Annotated in this window: 15 protein-coding genes and 1 tRNA gene; 2 read left to right on the top strand and 14 right to left on the bottom strand. The window is 44.8% G+C overall.

The annotated features are described in order from the left end of the window. Positions 1-246: 246 nt before the first annotated feature. A complete protein-coding gene (locus tag ACAM39_RS10975) occupies positions 247-1,260 on the top strand; it encodes an adenosine kinase (RefSeq protein ID WP_369627699.1) in 1,014 nt (337 codons plus the stop codon). Between the two features lie 95 nt (positions 1,261-1,355). Here the strand turns inward: ACAM39_RS10975 and ACAM39_RS10970 are convergent, their stop codons facing one another. The 11 genes from ACAM39_RS10970 to ACAM39_RS10920 form a co-directional block, all read right to left on the bottom strand. Beyond that, positions 1,356-2,531, bottom strand: coding sequence for an isovaleryl-CoA dehydrogenase (locus tag ACAM39_RS10970; RefSeq protein WP_062333259.1), 1,176 nt, complete (start codon positions 2,529-2,531; stop codon positions 1,356-1,358). Between the two features lie 16 nt (positions 2,532-2,547). After that, a complete protein-coding gene (locus ACAM39_RS10965) occupies positions 2,548-3,480 on the bottom strand; it encodes a hydroxymethylglutaryl-CoA lyase (RefSeq protein WP_369627698.1) in 933 nt (310 codons plus the stop codon). Continuing rightward, positions 3,477-5,585, bottom strand: a complete 2,109-nt coding sequence (locus ACAM39_RS10960; RefSeq protein WP_369627697.1) for an acetyl/propionyl/methylcrotonyl-CoA carboxylase subunit alpha — start codon at positions 5,583-5,585, stop codon at positions 3,477-3,479. Before ACAM39_RS10960 ends, ACAM39_RS10965 begins: the two co-directional genes overlap by 4 nt. A gap of 124 nt (positions 5,586-5,709) precedes the next feature. Then, positions 5,710-6,504, bottom strand: a complete 795-nt coding sequence (locus tag ACAM39_RS10955) for an enoyl-CoA hydratase/isomerase family protein (protein WP_369627696.1) — start codon at positions 6,502-6,504, stop codon at positions 5,710-5,712. 104 nt (positions 6,505-6,608) lie between these two features. Next, positions 6,609-8,225 (bottom strand): carboxyl transferase domain-containing protein, encoded by a 1,617-nt coding sequence (locus ACAM39_RS10950; RefSeq protein ID WP_369627695.1) that lies wholly within the window; start codon positions 8,223-8,225, stop codon positions 6,609-6,611. 88 nt (positions 8,226-8,313) lie between these two features. After that, the gene (locus ACAM39_RS10945; RefSeq protein WP_369627694.1) at positions 8,314-10,050 is read right to left on the bottom strand and encodes an AMP-binding protein; all 1,737 of its coding nucleotides are present in this window, start codon (positions 10,048-10,050) and stop codon (positions 8,314-8,316) included. 442 nt (positions 10,051-10,492) lie between these two features. After that, the gene (locus tag ACAM39_RS10940; RefSeq protein ID WP_036589715.1) at positions 10,493-10,885 is read right to left on the bottom strand and encodes a hypothetical protein; all 393 of its coding nucleotides are present in this window, start codon (positions 10,883-10,885) and stop codon (positions 10,493-10,495) included. A 32-nt stretch (positions 10,886-10,917) separates the two neighbouring features. After that, positions 10,918-11,283, bottom strand: coding sequence for a SirB2 family protein (locus tag ACAM39_RS10935; RefSeq protein ID WP_369627693.1), 366 nt, complete (start codon positions 11,281-11,283; stop codon positions 10,918-10,920). Positions 11,284-11,383: 100 nt separating this feature from the next. Beyond that, on the bottom strand, positions 11,384-11,719 hold the full coding sequence (locus ACAM39_RS10930) for a BolA family protein (RefSeq protein WP_369627692.1): 336 nt from the start codon (positions 11,717-11,719) through the stop codon (positions 11,384-11,386). 203 nt (positions 11,720-11,922) lie between these two features. Further along, the gene (locus ACAM39_RS10925; RefSeq protein ID WP_060996159.1) at positions 11,923-12,378 is read right to left on the bottom strand and encodes a DUF441 domain-containing protein; all 456 of its coding nucleotides are present in this window, start codon (positions 12,376-12,378) and stop codon (positions 11,923-11,925) included. Positions 12,379-12,656: 278 nt separating this feature from the next. After that, entirely contained in the window at positions 12,657-13,481 is an 825-nt protein-coding gene (locus ACAM39_RS10920; RefSeq protein WP_472828212.1) for a M48 family metallopeptidase, read from the bottom strand. A 367-nt stretch (positions 13,482-13,848) separates the two neighbouring features. Between ACAM39_RS10920 and ACAM39_RS10915 the strand changes: the two genes are divergently transcribed. Beyond that, a tRNA-Gly gene (locus ACAM39_RS10915) sits at positions 13,849-13,924 on the top strand. 350 nt (positions 13,925-14,274) lie between these two features. On the opposite strand, the gene ACAM39_RS10910 is transcribed toward ACAM39_RS10915, so the two are convergent. The 3 genes from ACAM39_RS10910 to ACAM39_RS10900 form a co-directional block, all read right to left on the bottom strand. After that, positions 14,275-16,167, bottom strand: a complete 1,893-nt coding sequence (locus ACAM39_RS10910; RefSeq protein ID WP_369627691.1) for an FtsK/SpoIIIE domain-containing protein — start codon at positions 16,165-16,167, stop codon at positions 14,275-14,277. A gap of 40 nt (positions 16,168-16,207) precedes the next feature. Next, positions 16,208-16,525 (bottom strand): hypothetical protein, encoded by a 318-nt coding sequence (locus tag ACAM39_RS10905; protein WP_369627690.1) that lies wholly within the window; start codon positions 16,523-16,525, stop codon positions 16,208-16,210. 102 nt (positions 16,526-16,627) lie between these two features. Continuing rightward, on the bottom strand, positions 16,628-16,942 hold the full coding sequence (locus tag ACAM39_RS10900; RefSeq protein ID WP_369627689.1) for a hypothetical protein: 315 nt from the start codon (positions 16,940-16,942) through the stop codon (positions 16,628-16,630). Between the last annotated feature and the right edge of the window lie 47 nt (positions 16,943-16,989).

Genomic DNA, 16,989 nt, shown 5'->3' with positions numbered 1-16,989 from the left:
ATTTATCAGCAAAACTAACTGTAAAAACAGAAAGTATAGCAGTTTTGTCGGATTTATTTTGAGTTAAATGGGGTCAAAACCTGCTTTATAAAGGCAAAAAACACAGATACCACAGATAACACAGCGCCAATCATTTGCCCGTGTCAGCCAATTTTCAGATATTAACTTTGACGGTTTTAATTTACAATGACACCACGTTGAATTTAACTCATCTATTTTTTTTAAAATCGTTAAAAAGGAACCACAATGGCAAAAATCGTCGCCATCGGCAATGCGTTAGTCGACAGTGAGTTTGTCGTCACCGATGCACAGCTTAACGCCACAGGCCTGAACAAAGGTAACATGACCCTAGCCAGTCACAGTGAGCAAGCTGACCTCATCGCCTCGCTCACTACGCAAAATATCACCGCAACCAAACAAGCCGGCGGTGGCTCGGCTGCCAACAGTATTTATGCCGCCGCAAGCCTTGGTAGCGACTGTTTTTACGCGTGCCGTGTCGGTGAAGACGATGCAGGGCATTTTTATTTGGCGGATTTAAATGCCGCAGGTATCAAGACATCTACCAAGTCATTTGCTGATGGTACCACAGGTAGCTGTATGGTGATGGTGACCCCAGATGGCGAGCGCACCATGCAAACGCATTTGGGCACTTCAGCAGAAATCAGTGAAACCGATATTGACTTTGATGCGCTTAATGATGCTGATTGGTTGTACCTTGAGGGTTATCTTGCTATGTCACCCTCGGTACAGCAGGCGATTGCTCAGCTAAAACAACAAGCCAAAGACAAAGGGGCTAAAATCGCGGTCAGTTTTGCCGACCCTGCCGTGGTCAAATTTGGTCGTGAAGGACTTGATGCCATGCTAGAAGGTGGCGTGGATGCGGTGTTTTGTAACTGTGATGAAGCGCAGCTATTTACCACCCAAACCAGTCACTCGCAAGCGGCAGCAGCGTTATTGTCAGCTGCCAATATGGCAGTGGTGACCAATGGCGCAGCAGGGTCAATCATTGCAGTAAGGGACGATGTTTCACGTGAAACAAAATTGATTGACGTGGCATCGCTACCCGTTGATCAAGTGCTAGATACCAATGGCGCAGGGGATAATTTTGCGGGAAGTTTTTTATACGCGCTATCGCACGGTCATGCTTTGGCAGATTGTGGCAAATTAGCCAGTAGCGTCGCAAGCCAAATCATTCAGCAGTTCGGACCCCGTCTCAAACCGGCGCAATACCAAGCGATTTTACAATCAACCTTAACATAGCAACAGCTGATCAGGCGGATTTTGACAACCTATTTTGACAATCTAATAAAAAAGCCCTAGTTTTAGCTAGGGCTTTTGCTGAAAAACCTAATCAATTAGGCGGTTTCGTTGAACAGCTCACGACCAATCAGCATACGCCGTACTTCGCTGGTACCTGCGCCAATCTCATATAGCTTGGCATCACGCCAAATACGACCCAGTGGGTATTCATTGGTATAGCCATTGCCGCCAAAGATTTGGATACCTTCTCCTGCCATCCAAGTGGCTTTTTCCGCTGTCCACAAAATCACGCTGGCGCAGTCTTTGCGTACTTGGCGCACATGGTCTGAGCCTAGCATATCCAAGTTTTTGCCCACAGTGTAAAGAAAGCTGCGTCCTGCCTGTAAGGTGGTGTACATGTCCGCCACTTTACCTTGAATCAACTGGAATTCACCGATGGCTTGACCAAATTGCTTGCGGTCGTGGATGTAGGGAATGACATTGTCCATCACCGCTTGCATCAGCCCAATGGGACCTGCGGCGAGTACCGCACGCTCGTAGTCCAAGCCACTCATCAAGACTTTAACGCCGTTGTTAAGACCGCCCAAAATGTTGTCGCTTGGGACTTCGACATTGTCAAACACCATCTCGCCTGTGTGGCTGCCGCGCATACCGAGTTTGTCAAGTTTTTGCGCGGTATAAAAGCCTTTCATGCCTTTTTCTACCAAAAACGCGGTGATGCCTTTTGCCCCAAGCTCTGGGTTGGTTTTGGCATACACCACCATCACATCGGCATCCGGTCCATTGGTAATCCACATTTTTGAGCCGTTTAATACATATACGCCACCTTTGTCTTCGGCACGTAGTTTCATACTGGTCACGTCTGAGCCGGCACCGGGCTCACTCATGGCTAAGGCACCAATGAATTCACCGCTGATGAGCTTTGGCAAGTATTTTTGTTTTTGGGCGTCTGTGCCGTTGCGTTTGATTTGGTTGATACATAAGTTGGAGTGCGCGCCATAGCTTAGCGCCACTGAGCCGGATGCGCGGCTGATTTCTTCCATGGCGACCATGTGCGCCACATAGCCCATGTCCACGCCGCCGTAAGTTTCGGGTACGGTGATGCCATGTAGCCCAAGCTCGCCCATTTTTTGCCACAAGTCCATCGGGAATTGGTCGGTGCGGTCAAGCTCGGCAGCGCGTGGGGCGATTTCGGCATCAGCAAAGGCTTTGACGGTTTCGCGTAGGGCGTTGATGTCATCGCCAAGTTGGTAATCGAGTCCTAAGTTCATAGTCATTCCTTGTTTATTAACTGACTGTTAAAGCTTTACGTTTATTTAAAATCGCTGTTGCCACCTTTGAGCCGTTTTGTCTGCCCAAAAACGCGCTAATTTTTTGTCCGACATCGACCAGTTTATCGAGGTCAATGCCCGTCTCAATACCCATGCCATGTAGCAGATATACCACATCTTCGGTGGCAACATTGCCAGTTGCGCCTTTGGCATACGGACAGCCGCCAAGCCCTGCCACCGAGGTATCAAACTGCCATACCCCCATTTGTAATGCCGCTAAGGTATTGCTAAGTGCTTGACCATAGGTGTCATGAAAATGCCCAGAAATATTGTCAATATCAATATAACGCAAGGCAGCATCCAACGCTTTTTGCACCTTGATAGGGGTGCCCACGCCGATGGTATCAGCAATGCCAATATGCTGAGCGTCAATGGCAACGAGCTTTTCTGTCACATAGGCGACTTTATCAGCTGAAATATCCCCTTCATACGGGCAGCCCACGGTACAAGAGATGACACCGCGCACTTTGATGCCATGCGCTTTAGCAGCGTCAGCCACGGGGGCAAAACGCTCGATACTCTCAGCGATGCTACAGTTGATATTTTTTTGGCTAAAAGCTTCACTCGCTGAGCCAAAAATCACCACTTCATAATTGGCAAATTGGTCACGGTGGGCAAGGGCGGCATCAAACCCTTTCATATTGGGCGTGAGTACCGAATAGACCACGTCATCGCGCTTGCTAATGCCATTTAATACGGCATCATTGTCTGCCATTTGTGGTACCCACTTTGGCGACACAAAGCTAGTGGCTTCAAGTTTGCGTACCCCTGCATCAATCAAGCCGTTAATCAAATCGATTTTGACGTCGCTGGGTACGGTTTGTTTTTCGTTTTGCAGCCCGTCTCTTGCACCCACGTCAATGATTTTGACAAAGTTTGGATAGTTCATGATTGGCTGCCCGTATCAAGTTTTAATAGCTCATCGCCATCGGATACCAAATCCCCTGCTTTGAACAGCAACTCTGCCACCGTGCCATCACTAGGGGCATTGATGGTATGCTCAATTTTCATCGCTTCAATCACCGCCAAGGCTTGACCTTTTTTCACTTCATCGCCCACATTGACCCGAAACGCCACCACTTGACCCGGCATGGGCGATTTTAAACTGCCGCCATCTTGGGCTTCCTCACCCACATGCGCCATGCTATCGACTAAAGTAATGGTATCGCTGGCATGATTTGAGAACACATGCATTTGCTCATTGTGTCGCCATGCCTGCATCTGTTGGCGCTTGCCGGCTGTTTCTCCGTCACTTAGCCATAGGGTAAAAGTATCATCGGCAGTGGGCAAATAACGAACATCGCCTTGATAGATGCGCGTGACAACGTCCGCGCCTTGTTTTTCCGCTTTGGCAATGGCGTTAATCGTTAGATGAAATGCTTGATCCTTGGCTTGCCCCTGAACTTGCTTGTTAATTTGGCTGATAACCGCCCACAATGGCTTGTCGTGATACACCAAATCAAACGGACGCTCATAGTGGCTATACGCGCGCCATGCGTCAGTTTTGCTAAAGGGGTCGTGGTTTTGGGTTTGCGTTTCTTGGGCAAGCTCGTTGACAATCGCGGTGGCTACCAGCCAAGGTAGCTCACCACGCTGCTGCCCAAACAGTACGTCTTTTTCACGTTCAATCAATGCGGTGTCAAGATTGGCGTATTTGAACGAATCTGATTGCACCACATGACGCAAAAACGCCACGTTGTTGGGCAGACCGACAATACGGGTTTCTGCTAAGGCTTTGTCTAGTTTGGCAAGCGCTTGCTCACGGGTTGGCGCATGGACAATGAGTTTGGCAATCATCGAGTCGTAGTAAGGACTGATGATATCGCCTTCGCGTACCCCATCATCTATACGCACATCTGACACCCTAAACTCGCTGTGAGTTGGCGTGCGATAAATATTTAGCGTACCTGTGGCGGGCAAGAAGTTGTTGTCTGGGTTTTCAGCATTGATACGCGCTTCAATCGCATGACCGTTGATGGTCAAGTCTGCTTGTTGTTTTGGTAACGGCTCGCCGCTGGCAACACGCAGTTGCCATTCGACAAGGTCAGTACCGGTAATTGCTTCAGTGACGGGATGCTCAACTTGCAGGCGGGTGTTCATTTCCATAAAGTAGAAATTCATGCCGCCAAATTTATCTTCGGGTGAACACTCACGCTGCTCCACGATAAATTCAACCGTACCCGCCCCCACATAATTGACCGCTTTTGCCGCCGCGATCGCCGCCGCGCCCATTGCCTCCCGCATTGCTACGCTGACACCGGGGGCAGGGGCTTCTTCGAGCACTTTTTGGTGGCGGCGCTGTACCGAGCAATCACGCTCAAATAAATACACATAGTTGCCGTGGCTGTCCCCAAAGACTTGAATTTCAATATGGCGGGGACGCAGGGCGTATTTTTCAATCAATACGCTGTCATTGCCAAAGCTACTAATGGCTTCACGTTGACATGAACCTAAGGCATCAATAAAATCTTCAGTTTTTTCAACTAACCGCATCCCTTTGCCGCCGCCACCAGAACTGGCTTTAATCAGCACAGGGTAGCCAATTTTGTCGGCCTCGCTATGTAAAAAATCAGGGTCTTGGTTGGTACCATGATACCCTGGAATGAGTGGTACATTGGCAGCTTCCATCAAGCGTTTGGACTCGGCTTTAAGCCCCATGGCGGTGATGGCAGACGCAGGGGGACCGATAAACACCAAACCCGCATCTACGCACGCTTGGGCAAATTCGTCGTTTTCACTCAAAAACCCATAGCCAGGGTGAATCGCTTGTGCGCCTGTTTGTTTGGCAGCCTCCAAAATGCGCTCCCAACGCAGGTAGCTGTCTTTGGGCGCAGAACCACCTATATAAATGGCTTCATCACACACGGCTACGTGCTTGGCAAAGCGGTCAGCGTCTGAATAGACCGCAACGGTACGCACGCCCAGTTTTTTGGCTGTGGCTGCCACGCGGCAAGCAATCTCACCCCGATTGGCTATTAAGATTTTTGAAAACATAATCGTCCCTTTTTATTTTTTCAACACCGCATCACCGCGGATCTAACTTGGTATTCTGATATAATATAGCTTATAAAACCTAGCTTTTTACCCCAGTCATTTGGGCTCAGTTATTTTGGCTCAGTCATTCAAGCCAGCTTGGTTTACGTTTTTGCAAAAATGACTGTACCCCTTCTTTACCCTCGGCGGATGCACGAATATCGGCAATGCCTGCAACAGTATCTTTGATTAACTGCTCATTAATCTCGGTATACGCCACATCCTCCACCAGTTTTTTACACACCTTGACAGCATTTGGGCTGGCGTTAACCAAGTGTTTGACCAAATTATCAAGGGTTTGTTTAAACTCTTCTTCATCCACCCGCTCATGGATAAAACCGATTTTTTTGGCTTCTTTGGCATCAAATATTTCAGCGGTTAAGAAGTAGCGATGCGCCGCACGTGCACCCATCGCACGAATCACATACGGGCTAATGGTCGCAGGAATCAAGCCAAGTTTGACTTCACTTAAGCAAAAATTGGCATTTTTGACGCTAATGGCGATATCACAAGCTGCAACCAGACCCATACCACCGGCATATACATCGCCTTGAATGGCAGCGACAGTCGGTTTTGGACAGTGGTAGATGGTCGCTAGCATTTGCGCAAGCTTGCCAGCGTCTGCCAAGTTCTCATCGTGGCTATAATCCGCCATCGCGCGCATCCAGTTTAGGTCTGCCCCGGCACAGAAAGCTTTGCCATTGGCAGTCAATACCACCGCACGCACTTCGTCTTGCTCAGCGCAAAATTGAAACACATCGGTTAGTTCTTGAATGACATCGTCATTAAAGGCATTGCGTTTGTCGGGGCGATTGAGGGTAATAGTCGCCACATGCTGGTCAATGTCTAACAGTAAGCTATCATAAGTCGGTAATTTCATCGTGTTCTTCCTTTTTTATTGTTAGGTAAAGTTGAAGCGTTTTTGATGCTTGCTCAATGGTGATAGAACAAACAACCAAGACTTCCGATTTTACACGCTGAAAATTACATTCTAAATACACCAAAGGTGGTGTCTTCAATCGGTGCGTTGTAGGCGGCACTTAAGCCGAGTGCCAATACTCGCCGGGTATCGGCTGGGTCAATCACGCCATCATCCCACAGTCTAGCCGAGGCATAATAGGGATGACCTTGCTCGTCAAATTGCTGACGTACTGGCGCTTTGAACGCTTCTTCGTCCTCGCTTGACCAGTTCTCACCTTTAGCATGGTATTGGCTGCGTTTGACCGTTGCTAATACCGACGCGGCTTGCTCGCCACCCATCACCGAGATACGCGCATTTGGCCACATCCACAAGAAACGTGGACTGTACGCACGACCACACATACCGTAGTTACCTGCACCGAATGAGCCGCCGACAATCACGGTAAACTTCGGCACTTTGGCATTGGCAACTGCCATGACCATTTTGGCACCATGACGGGCAATCCCTTCATTTTCGTATTTGCGCCCCACCATAAAGCCTGTGATATTTTGCAGAAACACGAGCGGAATTTTACGTTTGCAGCATAGCTCGATAAAATGGGTGGCTTTTTGCGCTGATTCGCTAAATAAAATACCGTTGTTCGCGATAATACCCACTGGCATACCTTCAATATGCGCAAAACCACACACCAGCGTCGTGCCAAAACGGGCTTTAAACTCATCAAATTCACTGCCATCGACGATACGTGCAATGATTTCACGGATATCAAAGGGCTTACGGGTCTCAGTTGGGATGATGCCGTACAATTCTTTGGCGTCGTATTTGGGTGGACGCGGGGTTTTTTGCGCGGTAGCGTGGTGGATAGGCATTTTTTGTTGGTTTAAATTGCCGATGATGTTGCGCGCAAGTGATAACGCGTGCAAATCGTTTTGGGCAAGGTGGTCAACCACGCCTGATAGACGGGTATGCACATCGCCACCGCCTAAGTCTTCGGCGGTCACTTCTTCACCTGTGGCAGCTTTGACCAGCGGCGGTCCACCCAAAAAGATCGTCCCTTGATCTTTGACGATAATCGACTCGTCACTCATGGCGGGTACATAGGCACCACCCGCGGTACAGCTACCCATGACGACGGCGATTTGGGGAATGCCTTCGGCGCTCATGTTGGCTTGGTTAAAAAAAATACGACCAAAGTGGTCTTTATCTGGGAATACTTCATCTTGGTTGGGTAAGTTCGCGCCGCCAGAGTCGACCAAATAGATACATGGCAAGCGGTTTTCTCGCGCGATTTCTTGCGCCCGTAAATGTTTTTTGACCGTCATCGGGTAGTAAGTCCCGCCTTTGACGGTGGCATCGTTACACACAATCATACAGTCAATACCAGCGACGCGACCAATGCCAGCAATCACACCTGCGGCAGGGATATCGGCATCATACATGCCATACGCTGCCATCGGTGAGACTTCCAAAAATGGCGTACCGGCATCTAGCAAGCGCTCGACGCGCTCACGCGGCAATAGCTTACCCCGAGCCACATGTTTGGCGCGGGCAGACGCTGAACCACCCTGAGCAATGACCGCAAGTTTGGCTTTGAGGTCATCAACGATAGTTTGCATGGCAGCGGCATTGGCTTGAAATTCCGCACCATTTGGGCTTAATTTACTTTGGATAACCGTCATTGTAAATCCTAATTCTGTCAAAGGGTGCAGCTAAATTGCTATCAGATGCCCCCTGTATTTATGTTAAGTTTTTGCTGAAGTTGAAAATTTAGAGTCCCAATTCTTGTTTCATCGCTTCCACGATTTTGAATTTTTGAATTTTACCCGTGACGGTCATTGGGAACTCGTCGACAAACTTCATATAGGTTGGGATTTTGTAGTGGGCGATATGGTCGCGGCAGAATTCGCGAATTTCTTCCTCGGTTAAGTTACAGTCTTTCTTCGGCACAATCCAAGCCGCCAAGACTTCACCAAATTTCTTGTCAGGTACGCCCACGATTTGGACGTCACGGATTTTTGGGTGGCGATATAGGTAGTTTTCGATTTCAACAGGGTAAATGTTTTCACCACCGCGAATCACCATGTCTTTACTACGCCCGACGATTTTGACATAGCCTTCTTCGTCCATGGTTGCCAAGTCACCGGTATACATCCAGCCATCGACAATGGCTTCCGCCGTTTTATTGGTGTCATTCCAATAGCCGAGCATGATTGAGTAACCTTTGGTACACAGCTCACCTGTCTCACCGATGCCAAGCGTTTCGCCTGTCTCTGGGTTGACGATTTTGACTTCTAGGTTTGGCTGTACCAGACCTACGGTTGAGACTTGTTTTTCAAGTGGCGTGTGCTGGTTGGTTTGACAAGATACCGGCGATGTTTCGGTCATGCCATAGGCAATGGTGACTTCTTTCATGTGCATTTGGTCAATCACGCGGCGCATGACCTCAATCGGACAACTTGAGCCTGCCATGATGCCAGTACGCAAAGTCGATAAGTCATAATTGGCAAAATCTGGGTGGTCAAGCTCGGCAATAAACATGGTCGGTACCCCATGCAGACCTGTACATTGTTCTTTTTGCACGGTTTCAAGTACAGTGATGGGGTCAAAGCCATCATTGGGATACACAATCGTGCCACCGTGGGTCAAGATGGCAAGATTGCCCAGTACCATGCCAAAGCAGTGGTAGAGCGGGACAGGGATACACAAACGGTCATCGGCAGTGAGGTTCATGGCTTCACCGATGAAATAACCGTTGTTTAAAATATTGCGGTGGGTAAGCGTCGCGCCTTTGGGCGTGCCTGTGGTACCACTGGTAAATTGGATATTGATCGGGTTATTGGGGTTGAGCTTTTTGGCACGTTCCGCCACTGCCGGATCATCGGCATCGCCTTCGGCAATCCACGCTGAGAATTTTTGCATATAGCTAAAATCCTCAGTGGACTTTGGGCTATCAATCCAGATGACCCGTTTGAGATTGGGTAATTGCACGAGCTCTAAATTGTGGTAACTTTGGTGACGCGCTTCAGGGGCAAGCTCTTGAAGCATCACCGCATAGTCGCTAGATCTGAAGTGACGCATCAATACCAGCACTTGGCAGTCGACTTTGTTGATGGCGTATTCAAGCTCAAAGATACGATACGCGGGGTTGATGTTGACCAGTATGATACCGGCTTTGGCTGTCGCCAATTGCATGATGACCCATTCAACGTTGTTGTGTGACCAAATACCCACGCGGTCGCCTTTTTGCAGACCCATACGAATCATGCTGCTGGCTAACTGATTGACTTTACGCTGTAGCTCGCGGTAGGTGAGACGAATGTTTTGATGAGCAGAAATTAAGGCGTCTTTATCGGGATTTTGTTCCACCATCTGATCGAAAAAATCACCAATGGTCAATTCTATCAGTGGTGTGACAGGGCCTTTATCATAACTTTGGGTGAGTGGGGCATTGGCAGATTTCGCACCCATTACGATGCGTGGCAGGGTTAGCACGTCTTTGGTCATGGTAGCATCCTTACTATCGTGTCTTTTTATCGTGTTTTTTTATCGTTTTTTTGGGGTGTTTACTAAAGGTATTGACGAAAGCTAGGGAAAACCTCGTGCTTACCTGAGTAAAAAATTTTACCCACTGATTAATACCCAAGTATTCCTTGACTTAAAGTATTGTTATAACACTTGTTTTAATGCATTTTTTTAAAATTTTTACCGTGTTTAACCATCAATATGTGACATATTAATCAATAAATTATGAACTTGTCAATCTAAAACGAGACAATCTTTATCGAAATAAAAATTATCTTTAGGCTAAAAAAATATTCAATAAATATTCCATAAATACTCAATGACACTTACTAGCGCTAACCTAGCCGATGATTTGGCTGACCATAAAAAAACCCATCTCACTATGAAAGATGGGTTTGGGTGTCAACTGGTAAAATGGGATAAATTATTTTTCGCTATAGAGTTTGATGCCGGTAGCAAAGGGGCATTGTTTCAACCGAGCGGCTTGTAGCATGGCATCACGTTGTCCCATAGCAATCGATAGATTATGACGGTTGCCGCCATTGATTGAGCCTAAACCGACACTCACGGTAGGATAAATACCATGGCGATTGCCCGATACGCCAATCCCAATGCCTGAAGCTTGCAAACCGGTGCGCTGGTTGGCATTGGCATCAATGTATTGATTGACGCGTGTGTATTCATTGGCAAGCGCAACACAGTCATAGCTTTGGTAATTGTTGGCGGATACGTATTCAGGGGTAGGCGTGGTCATACACCCTGTCAAACCTGCCGTAGTGGCAGTCGCTAAAAGTATTGAAATAGCTAATTTTTTCATCATCCTACTCCCTTATGTTCACTGCTGCATCCTCAAAATAGGTTGAGCGGTTTAACAAACGCTAGCGTCAAAATACCCAAATAGGCAATAAAAGCAATCAACATACCTATTTTGGCTTGATTGGGCGTAGTCGTCTGCCGCGTGGCTTTGACAGTCGCTGATATGGCAACAATGAGTAACACCATCTTGGCAATCAACCAATGCGGTACTATACCTGCGCCAAACAAAGGCATCGCCGTCACCGCGCCTGTTAAAATCACCAAGGCATACATCACGTGTGCGCCGATTTTGGCAGATCTTGGCAAGCCTTGTCCTTTTGGTGCGGTAAATACCAACACGGCTTGCCACAAGAATAAGGCAATTAAAATCAATGCCATCAGCATATGTGCGTGTTTCATACATCAACCTTTTTTATCATAATATAGCGTAAATTAACTCAAGAGGTCTGTGGTTTTAGCTTATGTTGACACTCTTTTTTATCATGTTACTTTTATCTTGTTACCCTGCGTTTTGTCCCGCGCAATTGGGACTTTCGGGAGATTGCCCAATCGCTTGCCATTCTGCTTGTGTATAAGCATGAATTGAAAACGCGTGAATTTGCCCACCGCCTTGTGACAGTAACGCATGGATAAGTCCATACACCAACTGATGACGCTGTACCAAGCGTTTGCCTGCAAATGCCTCACTGACAATGGTCAGTTTAAAATGGGTTTCTTTGCCTTCAAAATAGCCAGCATGGCGCATTGACTCGTTTTCTAGCTGATAGACACTGGGTTGTAACGTTTGCAAACGCGCCGTCACGGCATCGGCAATCGGGGTAGCAAGTTGACTCATGTCGTCCTCGGTTCACTAATTTTATGCATCAAAAATGGGTAGCCAATGACAAACCTAACTGGTCACCACTTACCGCATTTTAACCATTTTAGCATAGTTTTAAGGTAGCCTAATCTATCAAATTGGCTCGACTGGCAAAAATAATCTTGTGTCAATCGCTCTCAAATTTTCTCTATGTTTGATGGCTCACTAGCTTCTATGATTCACTTAGACCAATATAGCAAGGATAAAATCCCTGCGGCAATTAACGGACCCACCGCCACCCCGCGAAACAATACCACCCCTGCCACTGTGCCAATCATCAAACCCGTGACCACGTTGGGGTCAACTTTCATTAAATTCACTCCTCTTGCGCCCAGCCAAGTCACCAGCAATCCCACGGCGATGGCCAATAATGAGCGCCAACTGGCAAAAGAGGTCATCAAGGCTTTGCTACTGACTTGTTCGGAGGCGATAGGCGCAATGACGGCAATGGTGAGCAGCAAAATACCCAAGTTGAGTCCATATTGCTGAATATAAGAAAAGATAGGTTGGTTGTGGGGTAAAAATTTGATGATAATCAGCGCAGTCGCACTGACCCAAATCGTGGGGTTGTGCACAAAAATACCGCAGCCCAAAATGACGAACAAGACTAGCAAATTAATATCAAGCTGATTCATGAATTTACCCTATAACTGTGACCAAACGCTTATTATGCCACTGACGATGCCGCTGTGCTGTTGAGATAGTTAAAAAACTTCAATCCATCGGTTTTTTTGACAACTTGTTAGGCTGGCTAGATAAATTGATGGGTAGGTAAATTGTTGGGTAGATTGATGGGCAATGGATTATTAGGGATCAGCAATTTTTTAATCAATCCCTTATTTTGATTACTAAATTTGCTCACTAAAAAAGCCAATATCAACCGAATATTGGCTTATAAAATACAAAGTTAAAATTAACGGTAACGGCTTTGTTGGTACAATGGCATCACACGTGGCAATAATGATTGAATGGTGGCAATACGTGTCGAGCTCACCGGGTGAGTACTTAAAAACTGAGGTGGCTCACCGCGACCGCCCGCACTCTGCATTTTACGCCATAGGCTAATTGCTGCATTAGGGTCGTAACCTGCCCGTGCCATCAACTCTAGCCCCATCAAATCAGCTTCCGTTTCTTGGGTACGGCTATTGGGACGGGAAATACCCAAATCCCCAGCTAAGCCTGCTAATTGTGCCTGACCTTGAGATAAACCTAAGACGCTCGCGGCAATACCAATCCCTGTTTGGGTCGCCACCTGACGCGATAGACGCTCACGGGTATGCTCACGCAATGCGTGCGCCATCTCATGACCCATAATCGCAGCAATCTCAGCATCGGTTAGATTCAAGCGATCGATAATACCTGAGTAGAAGACAATTTTACCACCTGGTAGTACGTGCGCATTGAGCTCATTACTCTTAATGACATGCACTTCCCAAGCCCATTGTCTTGCATCGCTGCGATAGGCACCTGTCTGTGCAATCAAACGTTGAGAAATTTTCTTCAAACGTGCCAACTGAGCCGGATTGGTATCAAGCAGACCTTTGGCACGGGCAGCGGCAATTTCTTGTTGAAAAGCTTGATTTGAAAGTTGTTGCACCTGCTGGTTAGATACCACCAACAGCTGATTGCGGTCAACGCCAATTGCACCCGTATCAGTGGTAGTCGAGCAACCGGTGGCACCTACCGCAATGACCGATGCCGCCAAACTTGACATCATGAGTTTTTGTGAAATTTTCATCTTATCGTTATCTCCAAATACAGCAAAAAGGACCAAGAGAAATAGGAAGTTTAAACGCATTATAGCGAAGTCGCTAAAAAACAATCTGCTGAGATTTGCAGTAATTGCGTAACGATAGATACATGGTGTGTTTCAGAGTGTGATAAAACAAACTAATAATTATGGTTAGAAAGGGAAAAGGTCATACGAGAATAGACATTTAAAAAAGCTATTTCTCAATAAAACCCAGTAAAAACAGTTAAATTTAAAAAAAACGTATTTTTTTAAATTTTTTTTGCAAAAATGCTTGACGCAGTGTCAAAAATCCTTATAATACGCATCCACAACGACGCAACAAACATTCAAAATTGCTAGTTGACCACCTAATGCGGGAATAGCTCAGTTGGTAGAGCACGACCTTGCCAAGGTCGGGGTCGCGAGTTCGAATCTCGTTTCCCGCTCCAAATTCAAGAAAGCCTAACTTAACAGTTAGGCTTTTTTATTGTCTATAAATCCGCCTGCATCAAGGCTTTCAAGCTTTGTTCCCCTTTTTTTACTAAAAATGCTTCGTTAATTTAACTAATCAATTTTTTGAAAAATTTTAGACCGTGACCAAAACGTGACCATTTTGTGACCACGCTTTTTTTACAAATTTTTAAACTGACCCCGACCGTGAAATCAGGGTTTTAAATGAATTTAATAATAATTTAAGTTAATCTAAGTTTTGAATTTGTTTGATAGCAAACAAAGTTTGTTTAAATGTTTGGGTTTTGCCGTAATACGGAAATTAAAAATTTTATAAACAATCACTGTCTCAATTTTTTCTTTCAAAATTTGTAAGCATTTGCAATATCACCCTTCTGCCACTTTTATCCATATTACTTACAATGCCTTCCGCTTCCATTCTATCGATTAACCGAGCAGCACGGTTATAGCCGATACTAAATTTGCGCTGAATACTCGATGCTGAAACCTTACCACCTTCTCGGATAAACCTTACCACTTTATCATATAGTGGATCTGGTTGAGATGGGTCATAAAACCGCATGGGTATTTCCTGCATATACGATTCAATCAGTTCATTAATTTCCTGCGACTGAGTCACCACATAATTTTGCCTTTCATCGAGTTGCCATTTTTCACAAGCTTGATTAATTTCAGTTTGTGTTGCAAAAATAGGTTGTAGATATTTTGATTCATCGCTACCAGAAGGTAAAAATAGCATATCCTCACTGGTTAGCAGTTCTGCACCCGAACTATCTAAAATGGTTTGTGAATCAGATTTAGTATTGACTTCAAAGCTTAGCCGAGTTGGGATATTGGCTCTTATTAATTCTGTAATCACATCCACAGAAGGATAATTAGTCGATAAAATCAAATGAATTCCCGCTGCACAGGCTTTCTGCGCAATGTTGATTATCATTTTTTCATTCGATAATGTACCATCTAGTATCAGCTCTTTTAACTCACTGACGATGACCACAATTCTTGGTAAGGGTTGAAATAGGGCTGAAATCTGCTCAAAATCAATAATGGGATTATCAACCACTCGGTAACGAGCTATTAATTTGCTAAGTTCGTTAGTTTCTTCCATCTTTTGATTGAAGTCCACCAAGTTTCTTGTTTTGGTTAGACTCATTAATTGATAACGACGTTCCATTTCTAACTGACACCAAGCCAAATTTTGAGCGGCATTTTTCCTATCATTAATTGGGGCTATCAGATGGGGTAAGTTTTGATAATCCGTAAACACGGGTTTTTCACTATCAATGAGCATAAGCCTAACTTGCTCAGGGTTATATTGCATTAAGATACTCACCATTAAGGTGTGCAACATTTTAGTAATCGTCTCTTTTGAGCGGCCCGCCATTAATAGATGTGGCGCTTTAGTAAGATTTAAATAAGTTGCCTGTTTTGGGTATTGGTACCCCATGAATAAGTAAATGGCATTATTATCAAATGCAGATGGTTTACTGGCTAGTAGCGAGAGCAAGCTCACATCCCATTGCTCTTTGCATAATGGTAATTGGTTTTGTGATTTTTTTGACGACAGCTTTGGTCCGTTATTGTCATACCAAAAAGCGAATGTCGCAATATCACAGCGATTATCTCTACCCGTAAATGAAATACCATAAAAAATACTGCTTTGCTCTGCGATAAATGTTTCCATCGCTTTACTAATCTTTTCTTGGTTACCAAAGTCAAAGTTATCAGCTGCACTAATATGCATAATAAGTGCTTCATATTTTGGTGATAAATCTGCTACAACCTGAAATTTATTAGCATACCTAGATAAATCATTAAAATTATCATTGGTAGTGCGATAAGAAATAAATCTTGCGGTATTAGTATTTTCAAAACAAATCAAAAAATCATTTTTATCAATAATTATAAAGTTCTCATTGCTAGTTACATGGTTGATTGTCGCCACCAAAATATCAACATCATCAGGTTCACACCACATAATTTTGTCAGCGACCTTTACACTGTCGTCACTCATATCATCTTTATTAGTTACGATACCAACTAATAATTCAGCACCGACTTGTTGTTTAAAATCTAGTAATTTTTCGCTATCAAAGTGGGCATTTACAGTAAAAAAAGCAAAATGTGCTTCAACGCCGTTAAAATTACTATCTTGTTGGTATAAGATGGCAGTCACAGGTAGGTCAGTCTTTGGGTAATAGTTAGTCATTAAGTTGTCCATGATTGATAATCCTGTAGTCACTATGACAATGACGAATCATTTATTTAAGTACCCAGCTATGGACAAGATCGTATTCTTCTTGTTCACAGCTAAAGCGTTTTGATATGACGCGGCTTTTCTTGCCCACAGGGGGTAAGCTGTAATCCCAAAATTCCACTTCTAAAATGGCAAATCCTTCATAATCTAAGGCAATTAAAGTAAAACAAAACTTATCATCGCCATAGCCACATTCTTCATTTCTCTCAATTGGCTCTTCAAAGACCACCTTACATTTGAGACTTAATTGATAGCCATCAAATTTTTCAGGGTGCATGGGGAATTCTTTCCACTCAATGTCAGTAATGGTGAAATGATTCATTTTTTTCTCGTGTTGACAGGATGAATATTAGGTTTAAACAAGATGAGAATATATATCTCATCTTGTTCATGTTAAAAAGTGTTAGAAATCTAGAGTTTTTAACTACAGCCCTGATAAATCTTTTTTGAATTCTTTTGATAATTTTATTGCTAGGTCAAAATCAAACTGCTCTGAAAGTTTTTTATCATTTGATATGTCATAGAATAAAGGCTGATATTTGGGCATATCTAGTAGTTTCTTTATTTTTTCCATCATAATCGCAGTGTCAATTTTGAATGGTTTTTTAGTTGGAATTTCTGTTAAGTCATCCTGAATAATCATAATATCGTCATCTTCATTGACACCTTTAGCGATACTATTTATAAATAACCATGAATAAGGCGTTTCAGCCTTTTTTCTCTTATCTACTTGTAGCACCCAAGAATTTAATTTGACTTTCCCATCATAGATTTCCTTATCAAGTA

Origin of the sequence: Moraxella sp. K02, assembly GCF_041154755.1 — a bacterium.
In the GTDB taxonomy this organism is placed as follows: Bacteria; Pseudomonadota; Gammaproteobacteria; order Pseudomonadales; family Moraxellaceae; genus Faucicola.
This window is presented reverse-complemented; position numbering and strand designations above follow the sequence as displayed.

Coding starts and splice junctions, on each gene's coding strand:
- ACAM39_RS10975 (WP_369627699.1), top strand. CDS start 247: ATGGCAAAAATCGTCGCCATCGGCAATGCGTTAGTCGACAGTGAGTTT.
- ACAM39_RS10970 (WP_062333259.1), bottom strand. CDS start 2,531: ATGAACTTAGGACTCGATTACCAACTTGGCGATGACATCAACGCCCTA.
- ACAM39_RS10965 (WP_369627698.1), bottom strand. CDS start 3,480: ATGAACTATCCAAACTTTGTCAAAATCATTGACGTGGGTGCAAGAGAC.
- ACAM39_RS10960 (WP_369627697.1), bottom strand. CDS start 5,585: ATGTTTTCAAAAATCTTAATAGCCAATCGGGGTGAGATTGCTTGCCGC.
- ACAM39_RS10955 (WP_369627696.1), bottom strand. CDS start 6,504: ATGAAATTACCGACTTATGATAGCTTACTGTTAGACATTGACCAGCAT.
- ACAM39_RS10950 (WP_369627695.1), bottom strand. CDS start 8,225: ATGACGGTTATCCAAAGTAAATTAAGCCCAAATGGTGCGGAATTTCAA.
- ACAM39_RS10945 (WP_369627694.1), bottom strand. CDS start 10,050: ATGACCAAAGACGTGCTAACCCTGCCACGCATCGTAATGGGTGCGAAA.
- ACAM39_RS10940 (WP_036589715.1), bottom strand. CDS start 10,885: ATGAAAAAATTAGCTATTTCAATACTTTTAGCGACTGCCACTACGGCA.
- ACAM39_RS10935 (WP_369627693.1), bottom strand. CDS start 11,283: ATGAAACACGCACATATGCTGATGGCATTGATTTTAATTGCCTTATTC.
- ACAM39_RS10930 (WP_369627692.1), bottom strand. CDS start 11,719: ATGAGTCAACTTGCTACCCCGATTGCCGATGCCGTGACGGCGCGTTTG.
- ACAM39_RS10925 (WP_060996159.1), bottom strand. CDS start 12,378: ATGAATCAGCTTGATATTAATTTGCTAGTCTTGTTCGTCATTTTGGGC.
- ACAM39_RS10920 (WP_472828212.1), bottom strand. CDS start 13,481: ATGAAAATTTCACAAAAACTCATGATGTCAAGTTTGGCGGCATCGGTC.
- ACAM39_RS10910 (WP_369627691.1), bottom strand. CDS start 16,167: ATGGACAACTTAATGACTAACTATTACCCAAAGACTGACCTACCTGTG.
- ACAM39_RS10905 (WP_369627690.1), bottom strand. CDS start 16,525: ATGAATCATTTCACCATTACTGACATTGAGTGGAAAGAATTCCCCATG.